At 61.1% G+C, this 17,556-nt stretch carries 17 protein-coding genes; 11 read left to right on the forward strand and 6 right to left on the reverse strand.

The features are described from left to right. Positions 1-31: 31 nt before the first annotated feature. The 4 genes from C6Y56_RS25250 to C6Y56_RS25265 form a co-directional block, all read right to left on the reverse strand. Positions 32-316, reverse strand: coding sequence for a YceK/YidQ family lipoprotein (locus C6Y56_RS25250; RefSeq protein WP_169432080.1), 285 nt, complete (start codon positions 314-316; stop codon positions 32-34). Beyond that, entirely contained in the window at positions 309-956 is a 648-nt protein-coding gene (gene ubiX / locus C6Y56_RS25255; RefSeq protein WP_085654987.1) for a flavin prenyltransferase UbiX, read from the reverse strand. Before ubiX ends, C6Y56_RS25250 begins: the two co-directional genes overlap by 8 nt. Continuing rightward, a complete protein-coding gene (gene mpl, locus C6Y56_RS25260) occupies positions 953-2,302 on the reverse strand; it encodes a UDP-N-acetylmuramate:L-alanyl-gamma-D-glutamyl-meso-diaminopimelate ligase (protein ID WP_007958628.1) in 1,350 nt (449 codons plus the stop codon). The genes ubiX and mpl overlap by 4 nt, the downstream gene beginning before the upstream one ends. A gap of 166 nt (positions 2,303-2,468) precedes the next feature. Then, on the reverse strand, positions 2,469-4,385 hold the full coding sequence (locus C6Y56_RS25265) for a sigma-54-dependent Fis family transcriptional regulator (RefSeq protein ID WP_169432081.1): 1,917 nt from the start codon (positions 4,383-4,385) through the stop codon (positions 2,469-2,471). A gap of 298 nt (positions 4,386-4,683) precedes the next feature. On the opposite strand from C6Y56_RS25265, the gene exaC reads away from it, so the two are divergent. The 11 genes from exaC (at position 4,684) to C6Y56_RS25320 (ending at position 15,060) form a co-directional block, all read left to right on the forward strand. Beyond that, positions 4,684-6,204, forward strand: coding sequence for an acetaldehyde dehydrogenase ExaC (gene exaC / locus C6Y56_RS25270; protein WP_134020938.1), 1,521 nt, complete (start codon positions 4,684-4,686; stop codon positions 6,202-6,204). Positions 6,205-6,496: 292 nt separating this feature from the next. Continuing rightward, the gene (gene eat, locus C6Y56_RS25275) at positions 6,497-7,867 is read left to right on the forward strand and encodes an ethanolamine permease (RefSeq protein WP_169432082.1); all 1,371 of its coding nucleotides are present in this window, start codon (positions 6,497-6,499) and stop codon (positions 7,865-7,867) included. Positions 7,868-7,969: 102 nt separating this feature from the next. After that, complete coding sequence (locus C6Y56_RS25280) at positions 7,970-9,364, forward strand: ethanolamine ammonia-lyase subunit EutB (RefSeq protein ID WP_169432083.1); 1,395 nt, start codon at positions 7,970-7,972, stop codon at positions 9,362-9,364. After that, complete coding sequence (eutC, locus tag C6Y56_RS25285; RefSeq protein WP_432760314.1) at positions 9,361-10,194, forward strand: ethanolamine ammonia-lyase subunit EutC; 834 nt, start codon at positions 9,361-9,363, stop codon at positions 10,192-10,194. Before C6Y56_RS25280 ends, eutC begins: the two co-directional genes overlap by 4 nt. A 115-nt stretch (positions 10,195-10,309) precedes the next feature. Next, positions 10,310-10,771, forward strand: a complete 462-nt coding sequence (locus C6Y56_RS25290; RefSeq protein WP_169432085.1) for a GNAT family N-acetyltransferase — start codon at positions 10,310-10,312, stop codon at positions 10,769-10,771. A 237-nt stretch (positions 10,772-11,008) separates the two neighbouring features. Next, positions 11,009-11,659 carry a DedA family protein gene (locus tag C6Y56_RS25295; RefSeq protein WP_169432086.1) on the forward strand — a complete coding sequence of 217 codons (651 nt, stop codon included), beginning with the start codon at positions 11,009-11,011 and terminating at the stop codon, positions 11,657-11,659. Positions 11,660-11,663: 4 nt separating this feature from the next. Then, positions 11,664-12,476, forward strand: coding sequence for a zinc-dependent peptidase (locus tag C6Y56_RS25300; protein ID WP_169432087.1), 813 nt, complete (start codon positions 11,664-11,666; stop codon positions 12,474-12,476). Positions 12,477-12,588: 112 nt separating this feature from the next. Beyond that, positions 12,589-13,116 (forward strand): inorganic diphosphatase, encoded by a 528-nt coding sequence (ppa, locus tag C6Y56_RS25305; protein WP_007933577.1) that lies wholly within the window; start codon positions 12,589-12,591, stop codon positions 13,114-13,116. A 221-nt stretch (positions 13,117-13,337) separates the two neighbouring features. Further along, positions 13,338-14,078 carry a S24 family peptidase gene (locus tag C6Y56_RS25310; RefSeq protein WP_169432088.1) on the forward strand — a complete coding sequence of 247 codons (741 nt, stop codon included), beginning with the start codon at positions 13,338-13,340 and terminating at the stop codon, positions 14,076-14,078. Positions 14,079-14,534: 456 nt separating this feature from the next. Next, the gene (locus C6Y56_RS25315) at positions 14,535-14,774 is read left to right on the forward strand and encodes a type II toxin-antitoxin system RelB/DinJ family antitoxin (RefSeq protein ID WP_085732973.1); all 240 of its coding nucleotides are present in this window, start codon (positions 14,535-14,537) and stop codon (positions 14,772-14,774) included. Beyond that, positions 14,764-15,060: a type II toxin-antitoxin system RelE family toxin gene (locus C6Y56_RS25320; protein ID WP_169432089.1), complete on the forward strand. Its 297-nt coding sequence runs from the start codon at positions 14,764-14,766 to the stop codon at positions 15,058-15,060. The genes C6Y56_RS25315 and C6Y56_RS25320 overlap by 11 nt, the downstream gene beginning before the upstream one ends. A 59-nt stretch (positions 15,061-15,119) precedes the next feature. On the opposite strand, the gene C6Y56_RS25325 is transcribed toward C6Y56_RS25320, so the two are convergent. Together C6Y56_RS25325 and C6Y56_RS25330 are read right to left on the reverse strand one after the other, a co-directional pair. Beyond that, positions 15,120-15,932, reverse strand: a complete 813-nt coding sequence (locus C6Y56_RS25325; RefSeq protein ID WP_169432090.1) for a YfaP family protein — start codon at positions 15,930-15,932, stop codon at positions 15,120-15,122. 3 nt (positions 15,933-15,935) lie between these two features. Then, complete coding sequence (locus tag C6Y56_RS25330; RefSeq protein WP_169432091.1) at positions 15,936-17,555, reverse strand: DUF2300 domain-containing protein; 1,620 nt, start codon at positions 17,553-17,555, stop codon at positions 15,936-15,938. Between the last annotated feature and the right edge of the window lies 1 nt (position 17,556).

Raw genomic sequence — 17,556 nt, forward strand, 5'->3', positions numbered from 1 at the left:
GCTCGATCCTGCGTGGTCGAGCCATTGATTTTCACAGCCCGCCAGTGGCCTGAAACCCTACGCCCAGCACCGTCAGCAACGACAACGGCAATAGCAGCGTATCGAGCAATGCGCTGGCCGGCAGATCCACTGCGGGATAGCTCGGCGCTTCGGCGCCGAATCGATCCATCGCGCAACAGCCACCATTCATGGCGTACAAGTCCAGTCGGGTGCCGGAATACACCACCGGCGCGCCGGGCTTGGCGGCATCGAGCGTGCGCGCCGTGGCGCAGCCGGTCAGTTGCAAGATCAGCAGGATCGCCAGCAGCTTATTCATCGCTGCTCAGATGGTGTTCGCCCCAACGCGGCAGCATGTCCTGGGGAATGCCCAGCAGATTGAGAATCCGCGCCACCACGAAATCGATCAGGTCATCGATGGTCTGCGGCTGGTGATAGAAACCTGGCGAGGCCGGCAGGATGGTCACGCCCATGTTCGACAGCTTGAGCATGTGCTCCAGATGAATGCTCGAATACGGCGCTTCGCGTGGCACCAGAATCAACTGGCGACGTTCCTTCAGCGTCACGTCTGCTGCCCGTTCGATCAGGTTGTTGCAGGCGCCGGTGGCGATGGCCGACAGCGTACCCGTCGAGCACGGCACCACCACCATCGCGGCCGGGGCACCGGAGCCCGAGGCCACCGGCGACATCCAGTCTTCCTTGCCGTATACACGGATCTGCCCGGCAGCCGCGCCGGTATATTCGGTGAGGAACGCCTGCATCATTTGCGGCTTGGCCGGCAGCGACACGTCGGTCTCGGTGGCCATCACCAGTTGCGCGGCCTTGGAGATCAGGAAATGCACCTCGCGATCCTCGCGCACCAGACAATCCAGCAGGCGCAAGCCGTACTGGGCGCCGGACGCGCCGGTCATCGCCAGCGTGATGCGTTCAGGGCCATTGCTCTGCAGACGAGTGTTCATTTCAGCGCCTCGGCGAGTTTGCCGTGCAGGCCGCCGAAGCCGCCGTTGCTCATGATCACTACATGAGTGCCGGGCTGGGCCTGGCTCTTGACGCGTTCGATGATGCCTTCCAGCGAATCGCTGACGATCGACGGCACAGTGCACAACGCGGCGGTGCCTGCCAGATCCCAGCCGAGGTTGGCCGGGGCGTACCAGATCACTTGATCGGCATCGACCACGCTGTCCGGCAGACCGTCACGGTGTGCGCCGAGTTTCATCGAGTTGGAACGTGGCTCGATGATCGCGATCAGCGGCGCATCGCCAATGCGTTTGCGTAGACCGTCGAGGGTGGTGGCAATCGCGGTCGGGTGGTGAGCGAAATCGTCGTAGATGGTGATGCCGCGCACTTCCGCGACTTTTTCCATCCGGCGTTTGACGCTCTTGAACGCGCTCAACCCGGCGATGCCCATCGACGGCACAACACCGACGTGACGCGCTGCGGCCAGAGTGGCCAAAGCGTTGGCGACGTTGTGCTGCCCCGTCAACTCCCACTCGACGACGCCTTGGGACACACCCTCGAACATCACTTCGAACGCCGAGCCGTCGTCTTTGAGCAATTTGACCTGCCACTGACCGCCGGCACCGGTGGTTTGCACAGGGGTCCAGCAGCCCATCTCGATCACGCGCTGCAAGGCCGGCTCGGTGGTCGGGTGGATCACCAGGCCTTCGCTCGGAATGGTCCGCACCAAGTGGTGGAACTGCCGCTCGATGGCCGGCAGATCAGGGAAGATGTCAGCGTGATCGAACTCGAGGTTATTGAGGATCGCCGTGCGCGGACGGTAATGGACGAACTTCGAACGCTTGTCGAAGAACGCGCTGTCGTATTCGTCGGCCTCGATCACGAAGAACGGCGTGCCGCCCAGACGCGCCGACACCGAGAAGTTCTGCGGAACGCCACCGATCAGGAAGCCCGGGCTCATGCCGGCATGCTCCAGTACCCAGGCGAGCATGCTGCTGGTGGTGGTCTTGCCATGAGTACCGGCAACCGCCAGCACCCAGCGACCCTGCAACACGTGATCCGCCAGCCACTGCGGGCCGGATACATACGGCAGGCCTTTGTTCAGCACATATTCCACTGCCGGGTTGCCGCGGGACATGGCGTTGCCGATCACCACCAGATCCGGTGCCGGATCAAGCTGGGCCGGGTCGTACCCCTGAGTCAGCTGAATGCCCTGGGCTTCGAGCTGGGTGCTCATCGGCGGATAGACGTTGGCATCGGAGCCGGTCACGTGATGGCCCAGCTCTTTGGCCAGAACCGCCATCGAGCCCATGAAAGTCCCGCAGATACCCAGAATATGAATGTGCATAGTCGACCTCGTAAAACATGGCCGCAGGTTAGCGCAGGGAGGGGGAAATCGCACTCTTTAGCTGATCACCCGACATGATCGTTCCCACGCTCTGCGTGGGAATGCAGCACAGGACGCTCTGCGTCCAAAAGCGGACGCAGAGCGTGGGAACGATCGGCAGGAGCATTCAGGCGGTTCGGGCAATCCCGTGCTTGCGCAACTTTCTATAGAGCGTATTACGACTGACGCCCAATTGTTGCGCCGTGTGGGTCATGTGCCAGCGCGTGTGTTCCAGCGCATTGAGCAACGCCAGCCGCTCGGCATCTTCCAGTGGATGTTCGGACGACGCTTCTTCGACGTTGGCCAGCAGCGGCTGCACCTGCCGCAGCATCGCCGGCAAGTCCTCCAGCCCGATCCGCCCTTCATCGCACAACGCTGCCAGTGTGCGCAGCACATTGCGCATCTGCCGCACATTGCCCGGCCAGTTGAACCCGAGCAAAGCCCGGCGCGCCGGCTCGTCAATCAGGATCTGTTCCCCGCCCGCCTCTTCGGCCAGCAGAAAATCCAGCAACTGCGACTTGTCACTGCGCTCGCGCAACGGCGGCAGCGCCACTTCCAGCCCGTTGAGCCGGTAATACAAATCTTCCCGGAAACTGCCGTCGCCAACCCGTTCCAGCAAATTGCGGTGAGTGGCACTGATGATCCGCACGTTGACCGCTTCGGGCTCGCCACCGATCGGCACCACCTGCCGGTCTTCCAGCACTCGCAACAGCCGGGTTTGCAGTGCCAGCGGCATGTCGCCGATTTCATCGAGAAACAACGTACCGCCATCGGCCTGCTGCAGCTTGCCGCGCATGCCGTCCTTGCGCGCGCCGGTGAAGCTGCCGCCGCGATAGCCGAACAACTCGCTCTCGATCAGGCTTTCGGGTATCGCTGCGCAGTTGAGGGCAACGAAAGCCTTGCTCGCACGCTGACTGGCCTGATGCACAGCCTTGGCAAATGCTTCCTTGCCGGAGCCTGTCTCGCCATTGATCAGTAGCGGCACGTCGCGCTCGAACACCCGCAGGGCCTTGCGAAAAGCCGCTTGCAGCCCGGCATCGCCCAGGCAAATGCCGGACAGGCGTGGCGCCTCGGGAACTGCCGGTTTCGGCAGCACGGGAGACGGCTTGCGCGCTTCTGCGCGCAACACCGCAAACAGATGCCGCCCGTCTCGGGTGCGCAGCGGCCAGCTTGCGCTGGCATGGGCACTGGCGCGCCCCAGCAACTCATCCAGCGAACAATCGAAAAACGCCTCCACCGGTTTACCGAGCAAACCACCACGAATGTGTCCCAGCAGATTCAATGCGCTCTGATTGACCGCACTGATCCGCCCTTCCCCGTCAAACGCCAGCAGCCCTTCGCTGAACAGCCCGACGGATTCGGCCTGGAGATGGAAACGCAGCAACCATTGATTATCGAAACAGCGCAGGAAATAGCAGCTCTCGATCATCTTCGCCGACAGATTGACCAGCGCCATGGTGTGGAACTGGCTCTGGCGCGAAACGTCCGGCCGCGCCGAGGACACGTCGAGCACCGCCAGCAACTCGCCGTGGGGGTCGAACACCGGGCTCGCCGAGCAAGTCAGGCCGGTGTGGCGCCCGCGAAAGTGTTCGTCCTGATGGATGGTCAAAGCCTGACGTTCAACCAGGCAAGTGCCGATGCCGTTGGTGCCTTCGCAGGCCTCGCTCCAGTCGGAACCCAGCCAGAGGCCGGCGCGTTCGAAGATCTTGCGTTCGGCGGCAGCCGTGACGCAGTTGAGGATCACCCCGCGCGCATCGGTCAGCAGCACCGCGTGTCCGGCGCCGGAGAGTTGTTGATGCAGGCTGCTCATTTCGTTGCCGGCGATCTGCAACACCTGCTGCAGCCGTTCGCGGCTTTCGAGGACGCGTCCGTGCTCGAGCACGGTCGGCGCCATGGTCAGGGCCGGGTCGAGGTGATAGTCCTCAAGACAACGCAGCCACGAGCGGGCAATCGACGGGTCGGCACCGGGGCCATGCAGGTGCGGCTTGCCCTGGGTGACGGTAAGAACCTGTTGGGCATGGCGACTCAAATGGTTGTCGTGCATTTCTTATTATTCTCCCCGAGGCTCATCGGCCCATGCGTGAAGTGGTGCCCAGCATCCTCCAGCCCACCGGTCTTTGCAATGCTGGCAAGACCGCCCGGTCACGGGTTGTGCCAGAAGCGGTACAAACTGTCACTCAAGCTGTACCGATACCGTCACAGACGCTTGCCACTTGTCCGACACAAACCTCGCAAGGCCTTGATTTGCCTGACCTGCACGGCAGTGGCCCGCCCTTTGCTCTACGCTTATGGCAAGCGCTCATGCGCGTTTCTCTAATAAGTACAAAGCCAAGGAGAACATCATGCGTTACGCCCACCCCGGTACTGAAGGCGCCAAAGTCTCGTTCAAGAGCAAGTACGGTAACTACATCGGCGGCGAGTTCGTCGCGCCTGTCAAAGGTCAGTACTTCACCAATACCTCGCCAGTGAATGGCCAGCCGATTGCCGAATTCCCGCGCTCCACGGCCGAAGATATCGAAAAGGCGCTGGACGCCGCCCACGCCGCTGCCGATGCCTGGGGCTCCACTTCCGCCCAGGCCCGCTCGCTGATCCTGCTGAAAATCGCCGACCGCATCGAACAGAACCTCGAAACCCTGGCGATCACCGAAACCTGGGACAACGGCAAAGCCATCCGCGAAACCCTCAACGCCGACATCCCGCTGGCCGCCGACCACTTCCGCTATTTCGCCGGGTGCCTGCGCGCCCAGGAAGGCAGCGCTGCCGAGATCGATGGCAACACCGTCGCTTATCACATCCATGAACCGCTGGGCGTGGTCGGCCAGATCATCCCGTGGAACTTCCCGATCCTGATGGCCGCGTGGAAACTCGCCCCGGCCCTGGCCGCCGGCAACTGCGTGGTGCTCAAACCTGCCGAGCAGACCCCGCTGGGTATCAGTGTGCTGCTGGAGCTGATCGGCGACCTGCTGCCGCCGGGCGTGCTCAACGTGGTGCAAGGGTTCGGCAAGGAAGCCGGCGAAGCCCTGGCCACCAGCAAGCGCATCGCCAAGATCGCGTTCACCGGCTCGACGCCGGTCGGCTCGCACATCATGAAGTGCGCCGCCGAAAACATCATTCCGTCCACCGTGGAACTGGGCGGCAAGTCGCCGAACATCTTCTTCGAAGACATCATGCAGGCCGAGCCAAGCTTCATTGAAAAAGCCGCTGAAGGCCTGGTGCTGGCGTTTTTCAACCAGGGCGAAGTCTGCACCTGCCCGTCCCGTGCGCTGGTTCAGGAGTCGATCTATCCGCAGTTCATGGAAGCGGTGATGAAGAAGGTCAGCCAGATCAAACGTGGCGACCCGCTCGACACCGACACCATGGTCGGCGCCCAGGCGTCCGAACAGCAATTCGACAAGATCCTTTCGTACCTGGAAATCGCCAAGGGCGAAGGTGCCGAGCTGCTGACCGGCGGCAAGGTGGAAAAACTCGAGGGCAGCCTGGCGACCGGGTATTACATCCAGCCGACGCTGCTCAAGGGCACCAACAAGATGCGCGTATTCCAGGAGGAAATCTTCGGCCCGGTGGTGAGCATCACCACCTTCAAGGACGAAGCCGAAGCCCTGGCCATCGCCAACGACACCGAGTTCGGCCTCGGCGCCGGCCTCTGGACCCGCGACATCAACCGCGCCTATCGCATGGGCCGCGCCATCAAGGCCGGTCGTGTGTGGACCAACTGCTACCACCTGTACCCGGCGCATGCCGCGTTCGGCGGGTACAAGAAGTCCGGCGTCGGCCGTGAAACCCACAAGATGATGCTCGACCACTACCAGCAGACCAAAAACCTGCTGGTGAGCTACGACATCAACCCGCTGGGCTTCTTCTAAAAAACCGGGCGACACCGAACTATCGGTGTCGCCCTTTTAATTGCTATCGCTGGCAAGCCAGCTCCCACAGGGTGCGCAAGTCCGAACACCACAGAAATCTGTGGGAGCTGGCTTGCCAGCGATGGCGTCCTTAATGACACAACACGAAGCCTGGCCGCTCTGGCACGGGCCTTGCGTACCCGTCATTCAGGATTTGCCTGAACACCGCCGCTGCGTGAACAGCATCCATCCACTCAATCCTCTGCACCCGAAAGTCCAACAGATCAAACAATAAAAAAGACAGAGAGGACTTATGACTTCCACCACACAGCTCAAACCTACACTCGGCACCCTGCATCTGTGGGGCATCGCCGTCGGCCTGGTGATTTCCGGCGAATACTTCGGCTGGAGTTACGGCTGGGGCACGGCGGGAACCCTGGGTTTCCTGGTCACGGCCCTGATGGTTGCGACCATGTACACCTGCTTCATCTTCAGTTTCACCGAACTGACCACCGCGATTCCCCACGCGGGCGGGCCGTTTGCCTACAGCCGCCGGGCCTTTGGCGAGAAAGGCGGGTTGATCGCCGGGATCGCCACGCTGATCGAATTCGTGTTCGCCCCGCCGGCCATCGCCATGGCCATCGGCGCCTATCTCAATGTGCAATACCCGGAGCTTGATCCGAAAGTCGCGGCGGTCGGCGCGTATTTCGTGTTCATGACCCTGAACATCCTCGGCGTCAGCATCGCCGCGACGTTTGAGTTGGTGGTCACCGTGCTGGCCGTTGCTGAATTGCTGGTGTTCATGGGCGTCGTTGCACCGGGCTTCAGCTTCAGTAATTTCGTGCTCAATGGCTGGTCGGGCTCCAGCGAGTTCAGCCTCGGCTCGATTCCCGGGATCTTCGCCGCCATTCCCTTCGCGATCTGGTTTTTCCTCGCCATCGAAGGCGCAGCCATGGCGGCCGAGGAAGCCAAGGACCCGAAACGCACGATTCCCAAGGCTTATGTCAGCGGCATCCTGACCCTGGTGTTCCTGGCCATCGGCGTGATGGTGATGGCCGGCGGTGTCGGCGACTGGCGACAACTGGCGAACATCAACGATCCGCTGCCCCAGACAATGAAAGCGGTAGTCGGCAACAACTCGACGTGGATGCACATGCTGGTGTGGATCGGTCTGTTCGGGCTGGTGGCGAGTTTCCACGGGATCATTCTGGGCTACTCACGGCAGTTCTTTGCCCTGGCCCGGGCCGGTTACCTGCCGAAAAGTCTGGCCAAACTCTCGCGTTTCCAGACCCCTCACCGGGCGATCCTGGCCGGTGGCGTGATCGGCATTGCTGCGATCTACAGCGACGGCCTGGTCAATCTGCAAGGCATGACCCTCACGGCGGCGATGATCACCATGTCGGTGTTCGGCGCCATCGTGATGTACATCATCAGCATGCTCAGCCTGTTCAAACTGCGCAAAACCGAGCCGAACCTTGAGCGTACCTTCCGCGCCCCGGGTTATCCGATCGTGCCGGGGATCGCGTTGTTTCTGGCGCTGGTGTGCCTGGTGGCGATGGCGTGGTTCAACACGCTGATCGGTTGTGTGTTCCTCGGGTTCATGGCCGCCGGTTACCTGTACTTCCATCTGACCGCCAAGCAACGCTCCGAAGCACCGGCAGACGCTATGCTCGAAGGTATCTAGTTGCACCGGCACCGGGCGTTTCGCCCGGTGCCCGCTATATATAAGTGCATAAAGATCCAATGTGGGATCGAGTTATCCACAGAATCAAGAGGACACCGCCCCATGGCCGCATTTGCCCATACCGTCGGCGCCCAGACCTACCGCTTCGACAGCCTCAAGGATGTGATGGCCAAGGCCAGCCCGGCGCGCTCCGGGGATTTCCTCGCTGGAGTCGCTGCGCTCAACGATGGCGAGCGGGTCGCCGCGCAAATGGCGCTGGCCGACATCCCGCTTACGCATTTCCTGCAGGAAGCGCTGATTCCTTACGAGTCCGATGAAGTCACCCGGCTGATCATCGACAGCCACGACAAACAGGCTTTCGCCGTGGTCAGCCACCTTACCGTCGGTGGTTTTCGCGACTGGCTGCTCAGCGAAGCGGCCGACGAGTCCAGCCTGCGCGCCCTCGCCCCCGGCCTGACGCCGGAAATGGTCGCCGCCGTGTCGAAGATCATGCGCGTGCAGGATCTGGTGCTGGTAGCGCAGAAGATCCGCGTCGTCACGAAGTTTCGCGGCACCCTTGGCCTGCGCGGACGGTTATCCACAAGGCTGCAACCCAATCACCCGACCGACGAGCCGTCCGGCATCGCCGCGAGCATTCTCGACGGTCTGTTGTACGGCAACGGCGACGCCATGATCGGCATCAACCCGGCCACCGACAGCATCGCCTCGATCTGCGCGATGCTGGAAATGCTCGACGCAATCATCCAGCGCTACGACATTCCGACCCAGGCCTGTGTGCTGACCCACGTCACCACTTCCATAGAAGCCATAAACCGTGGAGTACCGCTGGATCTGGTGTTCCAGTCGATTGCCGGCACCGAAGCGGCCAACGCCAGTTTCGGCATCAACCTGAACATCTTGCAGGAAGGTTATGAAGCGGGCCTGAGCCTCAATCGCGGCACACTCGGGCAGAACCTGATGTATTTCGAGACCGGTCAGGGCAGCGCACTGTCGGCCAACGCCCACCACGGCGTCGATCAACAGACTTGCGAGACCCGCGCCTACGCCGTGGCGCGGCATTTCAAGCCGTTTCTGGTGAACACCGTCGTAGGCTTCATCGGCCCGGAATACCTCTACAACGGCAAACAGATCATCCGCGCCGGCCTCGAAGACCACTTCTGCGGCAAGTTGCTCGGCGTGCCGATGGGTTGCGACATCTGCTACACCAACCACGCCGAAGCCGACCAGGATGACATGGACACCCTGCTGACCCTGTTGGGCGTGGCGGGGATCAACTTCATCATGGGCATCCCCGGCTCCGACGACATCATGCTCAACTACCAGACCACCTCGTTCCACGACGCCCTCTACGCCCGCCAGACCCTGGGCCTGAAACCGGCGCCGGAGTTCGAACAGTGGCTGGCGAACATGGGCATCTTCACCCAGGCGGACGGCAAGGTCCGCTTCGGCAACAACCTGCCGCCGGCGTTTCGCCAGGCGCTGGCGCAACTGGGATGAGTCAGATGGAAAAACCGCCCGTCGATCCACAAAACCCGTGGCTGGAGCTGCGTCGCCTGACCCCGGCGCGCATAGCCCTTGGCCGCACCGGCACCAGCCTGCCGACCCATGCGCAACTGGATTTCCAGTACGCCCACGCCCAGGCGCGGGACGCGGTGCATTTGCCGTTCGATCATGCCGGGCTCCGCGCCCAACTGACCGGGCGCCAGCGCGACAGCCTGCTGCTGCACAGCGCGGCGGTGGATCGCAACAGTTACCTGCAACGCCCGGATCTGGGGCGCAAGTTGAGCGATCAATCGGCGCAAGCCCTGCGCGAATACGCGCTGGCGCATCCGGGCGGGGTGGATCTGGTGATTGTGGTGGCTGATGGTCTCTCGGCGCTGGCGGTGCATCGGCATACCCTGCCGTTTCTCACCCGTCTGGAAGAACAGATGAGCGCCGACGAATGGTCGACAGCGCCGGTAGTGCTGGTGGAACAGGGCCGAGTGGCGATTGGCGATGAAATCGGCCAGTTGCTGGGCGCGAAAATGGTCGTGATGCTGATTGGAGAGCGTCCGGGCCTCAGCTCACCGGACAGCCTGGGTTTATATTTCACCTACAATCCAAAGGTCGGCCTCACGGATGCTTACCGCAACTGCATCTCCAATGTGCGGCTGGAAGGGCTCAGTTACGGCATGGCGGCGCATCGCTTGCTGTACCTGATGCGCGAAGCCTGTCGGCGACAGCTGTCGGGCGTCAATCTGAAGGACGAGGCGCAGGTTCAGACGCTGGAATCGGAAGCCGGTGCAGACATGAAGAGTAATTTCCTGCTCGATCCGCCCTCCGCCTGAACCGTTTCCGCATTGCGTTTCTGCGCCGGTTTCAGGCAGGATCGATGCACGGCCGCCCGGGTTTCCCATCGCCGTCAGAGCAGTTGAAGACAGCCACTTGAAGACGAGACCTATCATGCGGATTATTCAAGCGACCCTCGAACACCTGGACCTGCTGGCCCCGCTGTTCGTCAAATATCGCGAGTTCTACGGTTCCCTGCCCTATCCGGACTCGTCCCGGGCATTCCTCGAAAAACGCCTGCGGCGCAAGGAATCGGTGATTTACCTGGCCTTGGCCGATGACGACGACAAGAAGCTGATGGGTTTCTGCCAGCTCTACCCGAGCTTTTCCTCACTGTCGCTCAAGCGGGTGTGGATCCTCAATGACATCTACGTCGCCGAAGATGCCCGCCGTCAACTGGTCGCCGACAACCTGATCCGCACCGCCAAGCGCATGGCCAAGGAAACCCAGGCTGTGCGCATGCGCGTTTCCACCAGCAGCGACAACGAAGTGGCGCAAAAAACCTACGAATCCATCGGATTCAAGGAAGACACCGAGTTCAAGAACTACGTGCTGCCGATCAGCGAAGAACTCTGATTTTTTCTAACAGTGTGGATGCAGGCCTTTGTGAAGAAGGTGCAACACCCTCGCCACAAAGGCCTGCACCTCACTCCGCCCTCGAAACGCCCCGCTACAAAACCAACGCGCTTTTCACCTGTCAGATCGTATAATCCTGTGCTTTCCGGCTTGTAAGAAAAACTACAACCGCTTGTAGGCTTACACCGAATCATCCGCACAGGCCTGCCGAGTCGGGCCATCACCACAGGTGCCCACATGGATTTCAACCCGATCGATATCATCCTGCATCTCGACGTCTACCTCGACATGCTGGTGAACAACTATGGGACCTGGATCTACGCCATCCTGTTTCTGGTCATTTTTTGCGAAACCGGCCTGGTGGTCACACCGTTCCTGCCGGGTGATTCGTTGCTGTTCATCGCCGGGGCGGTCGCTGCAGGCGGCGGCATGGACCCGGTACTGCTGGCCGGTCTGTTGATGCTGGCGGCAATCCTCGGAGACAGCACCAACTACGTGATCGGACGAACCGCCGGCGAGAAGCTGTTCAGCAATCCGAATTCGAAGATCTTCCGTCGCGACTATCTGCAACAGACGCACGACTTCTATGACAAGCACGGCGGCAAAACCGTGACCCTGGCGCGCTTCCTGCCGATCATCCGCACCTTTGCCCCGTTCGTCGCCGGTGTCGCGAAGATGCCTTACCCGCGCTTCTTCGGCTTCAGCGTGTTCGGTACCGTCCTGTGGGTCGGCGGTCTCGTAACGCTGGGTTACTTCTTCGGCAACGTGCCGTTCATCAAGAAGAACCTGTCGCTGCTGGTGGTCGGCATCATCCTGCTGTCGCTGGTGCCGATGATCATTGGCATGTTGCGCAGCCGTCTCGGCGGCGCCAAAGCCCAATCGCACTAATTCGATGTGGTCACTGAGCGCCTGGCGACGCCGGCGCACTCTGGCGAAGCATCCGATTGCCGATGACATGTGGCAGCGGGTGCATCACCACTTGAGCTTCCTTGACGGCATCAGCGCCGCGGAAGATCAGTGGCTGCGCGAAGCCTGCGTACTGTTTCTCGAAGACAAGCACCTGACTGCCCTGCCCGGCGTCGAGCTGCATCAGGAGCAACGCCTGCTGCTCGCCGCTCAGGCGCAATTGCCGCTGCTGCACCTTGGCGATTTGAACTGGTATCAGGGCTTCCACGAAATCATTCTGTACCCCGACGACTTCCTCAGCCCCCAGCGTCATCGCGATGCCAGTGGCGTCGAGCATGAGTGGGACGGCGAACACAGCGGTGAAGCCTGGCAACAAGGGCCGATCATCCTTGCCTGGCCCGGAGTGATGGCCAGTGGTGGCTGGGAAGGTTACAACCTGGTGATCCACGAACTGGCGCACAAACTCGACATGCTCAACGGTGACGCCAACGGCCTGCCACCGCTGCACGCCGACATGCGGGTAAAAGACTGGGCCCAAGTGATGCAGGCGGCGTACGACGACCTCAATCGCCAGCTCGACCGCCATCCCGACGCCGAAACCGCCATCGACCCGTATGCCGCCGAGAACCCGGCCGAGTTCTTCGCCGTCACCAGCGAGTACTTTTTCAGCGCCCCGGATCTGCTGCAGGAGGCTTATCCACAGGTGTATGCGCAGCTGCAGCTTTTCTACCGACAGGATCCCCTGGCACGACTGAAGCAACTTCAGGCCACGGACCCGGTCTATCAGGCACACGAGTAAGGCCTGGACGACCTTCGGTGCATGGCATCGCGGGTGGAATATGCCTATAATCGCCGCCACTTTTTGGTCAATCCGGCCAAGTGTTTTGGTCTACTAACGGGGGCAACGCCCAATGAGCTACAGCAAGATTCCGGCTGGCAAAGACCTGCCGAACGACATCTACGTCGCGATCGAGATCCCGGCCAACCACGCGCCGATCAAATACGAAATCGACAAAGACAGCGATTGCCTGTTCGTTGACCGTTTCATGGCCACCCCGATGTTCTACCCGGCCAACTACGGTTACATCCCGAACACCCTGGCTGACGACGGTGATCCCCTGGACGTGCTGGTCGTAACCCCTTACCCGGTGGCGCCAGGCTCGGTGATCCGCGCGCGTCCGGTCGGCATCCTGAACATGACCGACGACGGCGGCGGCGATGCCAAAGTCATCGCCGTTCCACACGACAAGCTGTCCCAGCTGTACGTGGACGTGAAGGAATACACCGACCTTCCAGCTCTGCTGATCCAGCAGATCGAGCACTTCTTCGCGAACTACAAGGATCTCGAAAAAGGCAAATGGGTGAAAATCGAAGGCTGGGACGGCGCAGACGCCGCCCGCGCCGCGATCACCAAGTCGGTTGCTGCGTACAAAGGCTAAGCCTCGCGACCTGCGACACGCTTGAAGAAAACCCCGGTTGATCCGGGGTTTTTTGTGCCTGGGCGGCAAGGGCCTAAACAGCTTGTTTATGGCGGCCTACAGAAAAGTTTTAGCGTGTGTAATTTCCCACAAGAACGCCTTACATCTCGTCGCAAAATTTGCCTCGATTTTGAACGCAAGGTTTATTCAAACCGCTCTGGGCCGGCCTTAGACTCGTGTTTATGAGAAAGAACACTAGTGGTCCAAGATTCAAGGCACTCCTGGAAGCTGCGAACATCACCACCACGGGATTCGCAAAGTTCTGGGGCACGGAAGCCCAAAACGTTCATAACTGGTACACCCGGGGCGTACCCGCGTACCGCATGGAAGAGGTCTCGCGCCTGCTGTCCGTCAACAGCCAATGGCTGAAGACCGGCGAAGGCCCGAAAGAAGCCCCGCGGTTGCACACAGATCCGGGTCAGACGTTCGATACCCAAGCCATCAGTGGCGTCTACACGGTGCTCGAATCCAACGACATCGCACTACCGCTCTACAAGGAAGCGCCCACGACTGCCGGCTCCGGCAAGACCCACGTCATCAAGGACCCGGAGCAAACCGTCCGCCTGCCCCGCAGCCACCTCGAAACCCTGAACATCCACCCCACCGACGCCATCTGCACCCACATGATCGGCAACAGCATGGCGGAGAAAATCGAAGACGGCTCCACCCTCGCCATCGACCGCAGCCTCACCCAGGTGGTGGACGGCGAAATCTACGCCATCGAACACGACGGCATGCTGCGCATCAAATACCTGCACCGCATGCCCGGCAACGCATTGCGTCTGCGCAGCCACAACAGCGCCGAATACCCGGACGAGATCTTCCGCGCGGCGCAGATCGAGGAGCAGAGGATTCATGTGCTGGGGTGGGTATTCTGGTGGTCGACACTGAACAAGCGGCGGCCGGTGGTGCCGTTTCTCTGACCCTCCATCACTCTGTGCCCCTGCACAGAACCGGGTGAGAGCGGGCTTGGTCCGGGCGGCGATCCGACGAAGAGGCCCGGATACACGGTACAAATTCCTGCGTCCTGCCGCACAAATCGCTCTATTACGCACTTGAGACTGGGCATCCCCAACAAAACTCAGTATCCTGCGCCCCACATTCGCGCATCGACCCGCCAAGCGGCCCAGATGACGCCTGACGCGGCAGACCACTGTCTGACCAAGTCCCACAGCCGGACGCAAGATCCGGATGTACGTTTTGAAGGCTGGCGCGGTTTACCAAAAATAAACCAAGCCAGTCCCCGAGAAGCCGGCCACAAGCCGGCTTTTTAATGCCTGCTGAAAAGCCAAACCTACCGTCCGAAATCTGAATCGCCGCTTGCCGGATACCAAACGCGCTAGTACCGTAAAGACAAACGTCATTACAGGTAACTCATCATGGCATCCATCAACATTCGTATCGACGACGAACTGAAACAGCGCGCCTTCGCAGAGCTGGAAAAGCTCGGGCTGACGCCCTCAGAGCTTCTGCGCCAAACGCTTCAATACGTCGCGGACCGGGGCAAACTACCATTCAAAGCGGCATTGATTAGCGAAGAAGATGAAGCGCTTATCGCCGTGGTCACTGAACGTCTTGCCGCTCCTCAGCGAGTCAAGGTAAGTCTGGATGACCTATGACCTCGAGTTTGATCGTCGTGCATTGAAGGAATGGAACAAGCTGGGCGATACGATTCGCGAGCAGTTCAAAAAGAAACTCGCCGAGGTTCTCAAGAATCCTCGCATAGAAGCCAACAGGCTTCGCGAGCTGCCAGATTGCTACAAGGTGAAGCTGAAAAGTGCTGGATATCGCCTGATTTATCAGGTGATTGATCACGAAATTGTGGTGTTCGTAGTCGCTATCGGAAAGAGGGAGCGAGAGGCGGCTTATGACACTGCACAGGATCGACTGTCGTCCCAACCCTGAGCCAGTTAATCATCAGGATCAATTCTGAAATTGGGCAGCAACCTGCTGCCCAATTACCCTCACGGATAACTGAACGACTTCACCAACGTCAACTCCCCCACCGCCCGCATCGGCACGATGAAAGTCTCCATCTTCTCGCTAGGCGTCCCCTCCTCCGTAATCACCGTCACCTGCGCTGTGGTCAACGGCTGCACCGCCTCATCCCCTCCCTCATAATCCCCGCGATAGCCACCACCAAAGTAGTTCACATACACCAGATACTGCCCCTTGATCGGCGCCGGCATGGCGAAGATTTCCGGGCCGTAGCCGGTGGTCACGTCGACGTCCAAAGCCGCACCATTGGGGGCGACGCGGTCGCCGTACCAGATGTGCGCACCGTCAGGCGTGATCAGGTGCAGGTCAAGGTCGGTGCCGTCGCTGTCCCAGGACAGCAGCACGCGCAGTTTGGCCGGGGTGGCGCCGCCGCTGGCGTTGAGGAATTGGGTGCGATGGCGTTGCTGGCCGTCCGGGCTGCGGACTTCGACGCTGTTGCTGCCGTTGGGAAACGAGAACGGGCGGTCGAAGCGGCCGCTGTCGTCGATTTTCAGCGGCATGCTGACGCCGTTGACGATCAGGCGGCCGGGCTCTTTGTTTTTCGGGGTGGCTTTGATTTCGCCGCTGATGCGGGCGGTGTTGGCCTGACCGACCGGGGTGTTGACCGAGGAGGCCGGGTAGTTGACGGTCTGGCGGAAACTTTCACCCTCGCCTTCGGCCGCGCCGGTGCGCCAGCCACCGACCGGGGTGTCGAGTTTGACGCCGTCAGCGGCAATCACCGGCAAAGCAGCGGCAAATACGCAGAGCAACAGCAAGACCTGTGGATAACGGAGTGTCATGGTCTATTCCAGCAAAAGGTGACGGGCGAGCCCTTCGATATAGGTTTCATCCTGGCCATTGGGATGAGCTTCAAAGGCCAGGTGCAGGTATTCGTGAGTCAGGTCGAGGCGGTCCTGCAAGGACAGCACGCCGCGCACGTAGATGCGCTGGCGTTCTCGGTCGACGAAGGGGCGGCCGAAGGCGAGTTTGCAGACGGCGAAAGTGCTGACTTCGTTGTAACCGGTTTCGCTTTCAAGCGTCGGACGCCAGCCGCGACGTTGCTTTTGCAGCCAGTCTTGCGCGGCGGGCAGCGCTTCACAGGACGCCACCGGGTTGTCCCAGCGACTGAGGCTCGCGCGCGGATAGGCGTGCAGCAAAATAGCGTCGTAACGCTGGCCGGCATTGGCTTGCTCGACGGCCTGTTGCCAGGCGAGTTTGTCGGGCCCGGGTTGATCGGAGTGATAGGTGACGGTGCTGCCGGCCAATACCAGATCCGCCGTCCAGGCGGTGATGCTGCGCGATTCGGCAGAAGCAGGACGCGGGGCGACACGCTGGCGGGTGCTGCTGTCATCGATGCTCAAACATTCGCCATTGCGCGTGGCGTTTTGCAGCAGATACGTGCGGATCGCCACGGCCAATGCTTTAGCCGCTTCGGCTGGTTCCGGTTTGGCTTCACGCTCCAGCACTCGGGCGACGTACTCTTCACGATCGAGCCGAGCCACAAGTTTGTCGTTGAGCAGAAACAACTCGCCGTCGCTGTGGATATCCAGCGCATTGCCGTTGGCGAATTCGACGCGGTAATCGCCCTGCAACGGGCCCGAAGTCACCGCCCGATCACCGGCCAGAACCCGGGTAACGGGATAACGCGAAAACAGACCCACCTCGACACATCGCCCGCCGTCCGCCGGCCAGGAAGCAGGCAACATCGTCGCCAACGCCGAACCGTAATGCCGCAACACCATCTGACTGGTACCCCGGCCACCGGCCCAGATCGGCGAGCCGTCCGCCGTCCAGCCGGCGAATCCGCCCTGGCGTGATTGAGGGTCCTGATCGCCGAGCCAGCTCCAGGTTTTCACCCGCAGGCGCCCGCCGAGTTCACCGACGACATTGCCGTCCGACGCGTTCAGCACTACGTCGAGCAGCACACGACGCATCTGATCCTGGGCCGGCAGCCACGCCAAAACCTTCAGCAAGTCAGCCACGGAAACCCGAGTAGCCGGTTGCACCGATGGCAAATCCAGCAACCACGACGGCGCCTGTCGCGCCTGCCAATAGGTTCTCCAATCGCCAGCGGTTATGCCCAACCGCACCGGCTCAAAATACAATCCGCACGATTTCACCAGCGCCTGATCACGCTCGATCTTGCCGCCCGCTGCGCAGCAATAAACCTCTTCCTTCGACTCCCCGCGACATTCATAAGCCGGCTCGCGAGCGCCGGTATCCACCAGCCACGCGTAAACGAACACCTTCCACAGACTGCCCAGCGGCGTATCCAGAGACGAAGGCAGCGGCTCGCGAGCGGTCAGTTGCGTGGTGTTCAGCGATAGCAGTTCGCCCTTGTAGGCCACGCGCAACGGCTCATCCTGCGCCGTCGCCAGCGCAGGAATCACACACATCAGCAGCCACACCAGCGGCCGGGTCATG

This window comes from Pseudomonas fluorescens (assembly GCF_012974785.1).
GTDB classification, from domain to species: Bacteria; Pseudomonadota; Gammaproteobacteria; order Pseudomonadales; family Pseudomonadaceae; genus Aquipseudomonas; species Aquipseudomonas fluorescens_BT.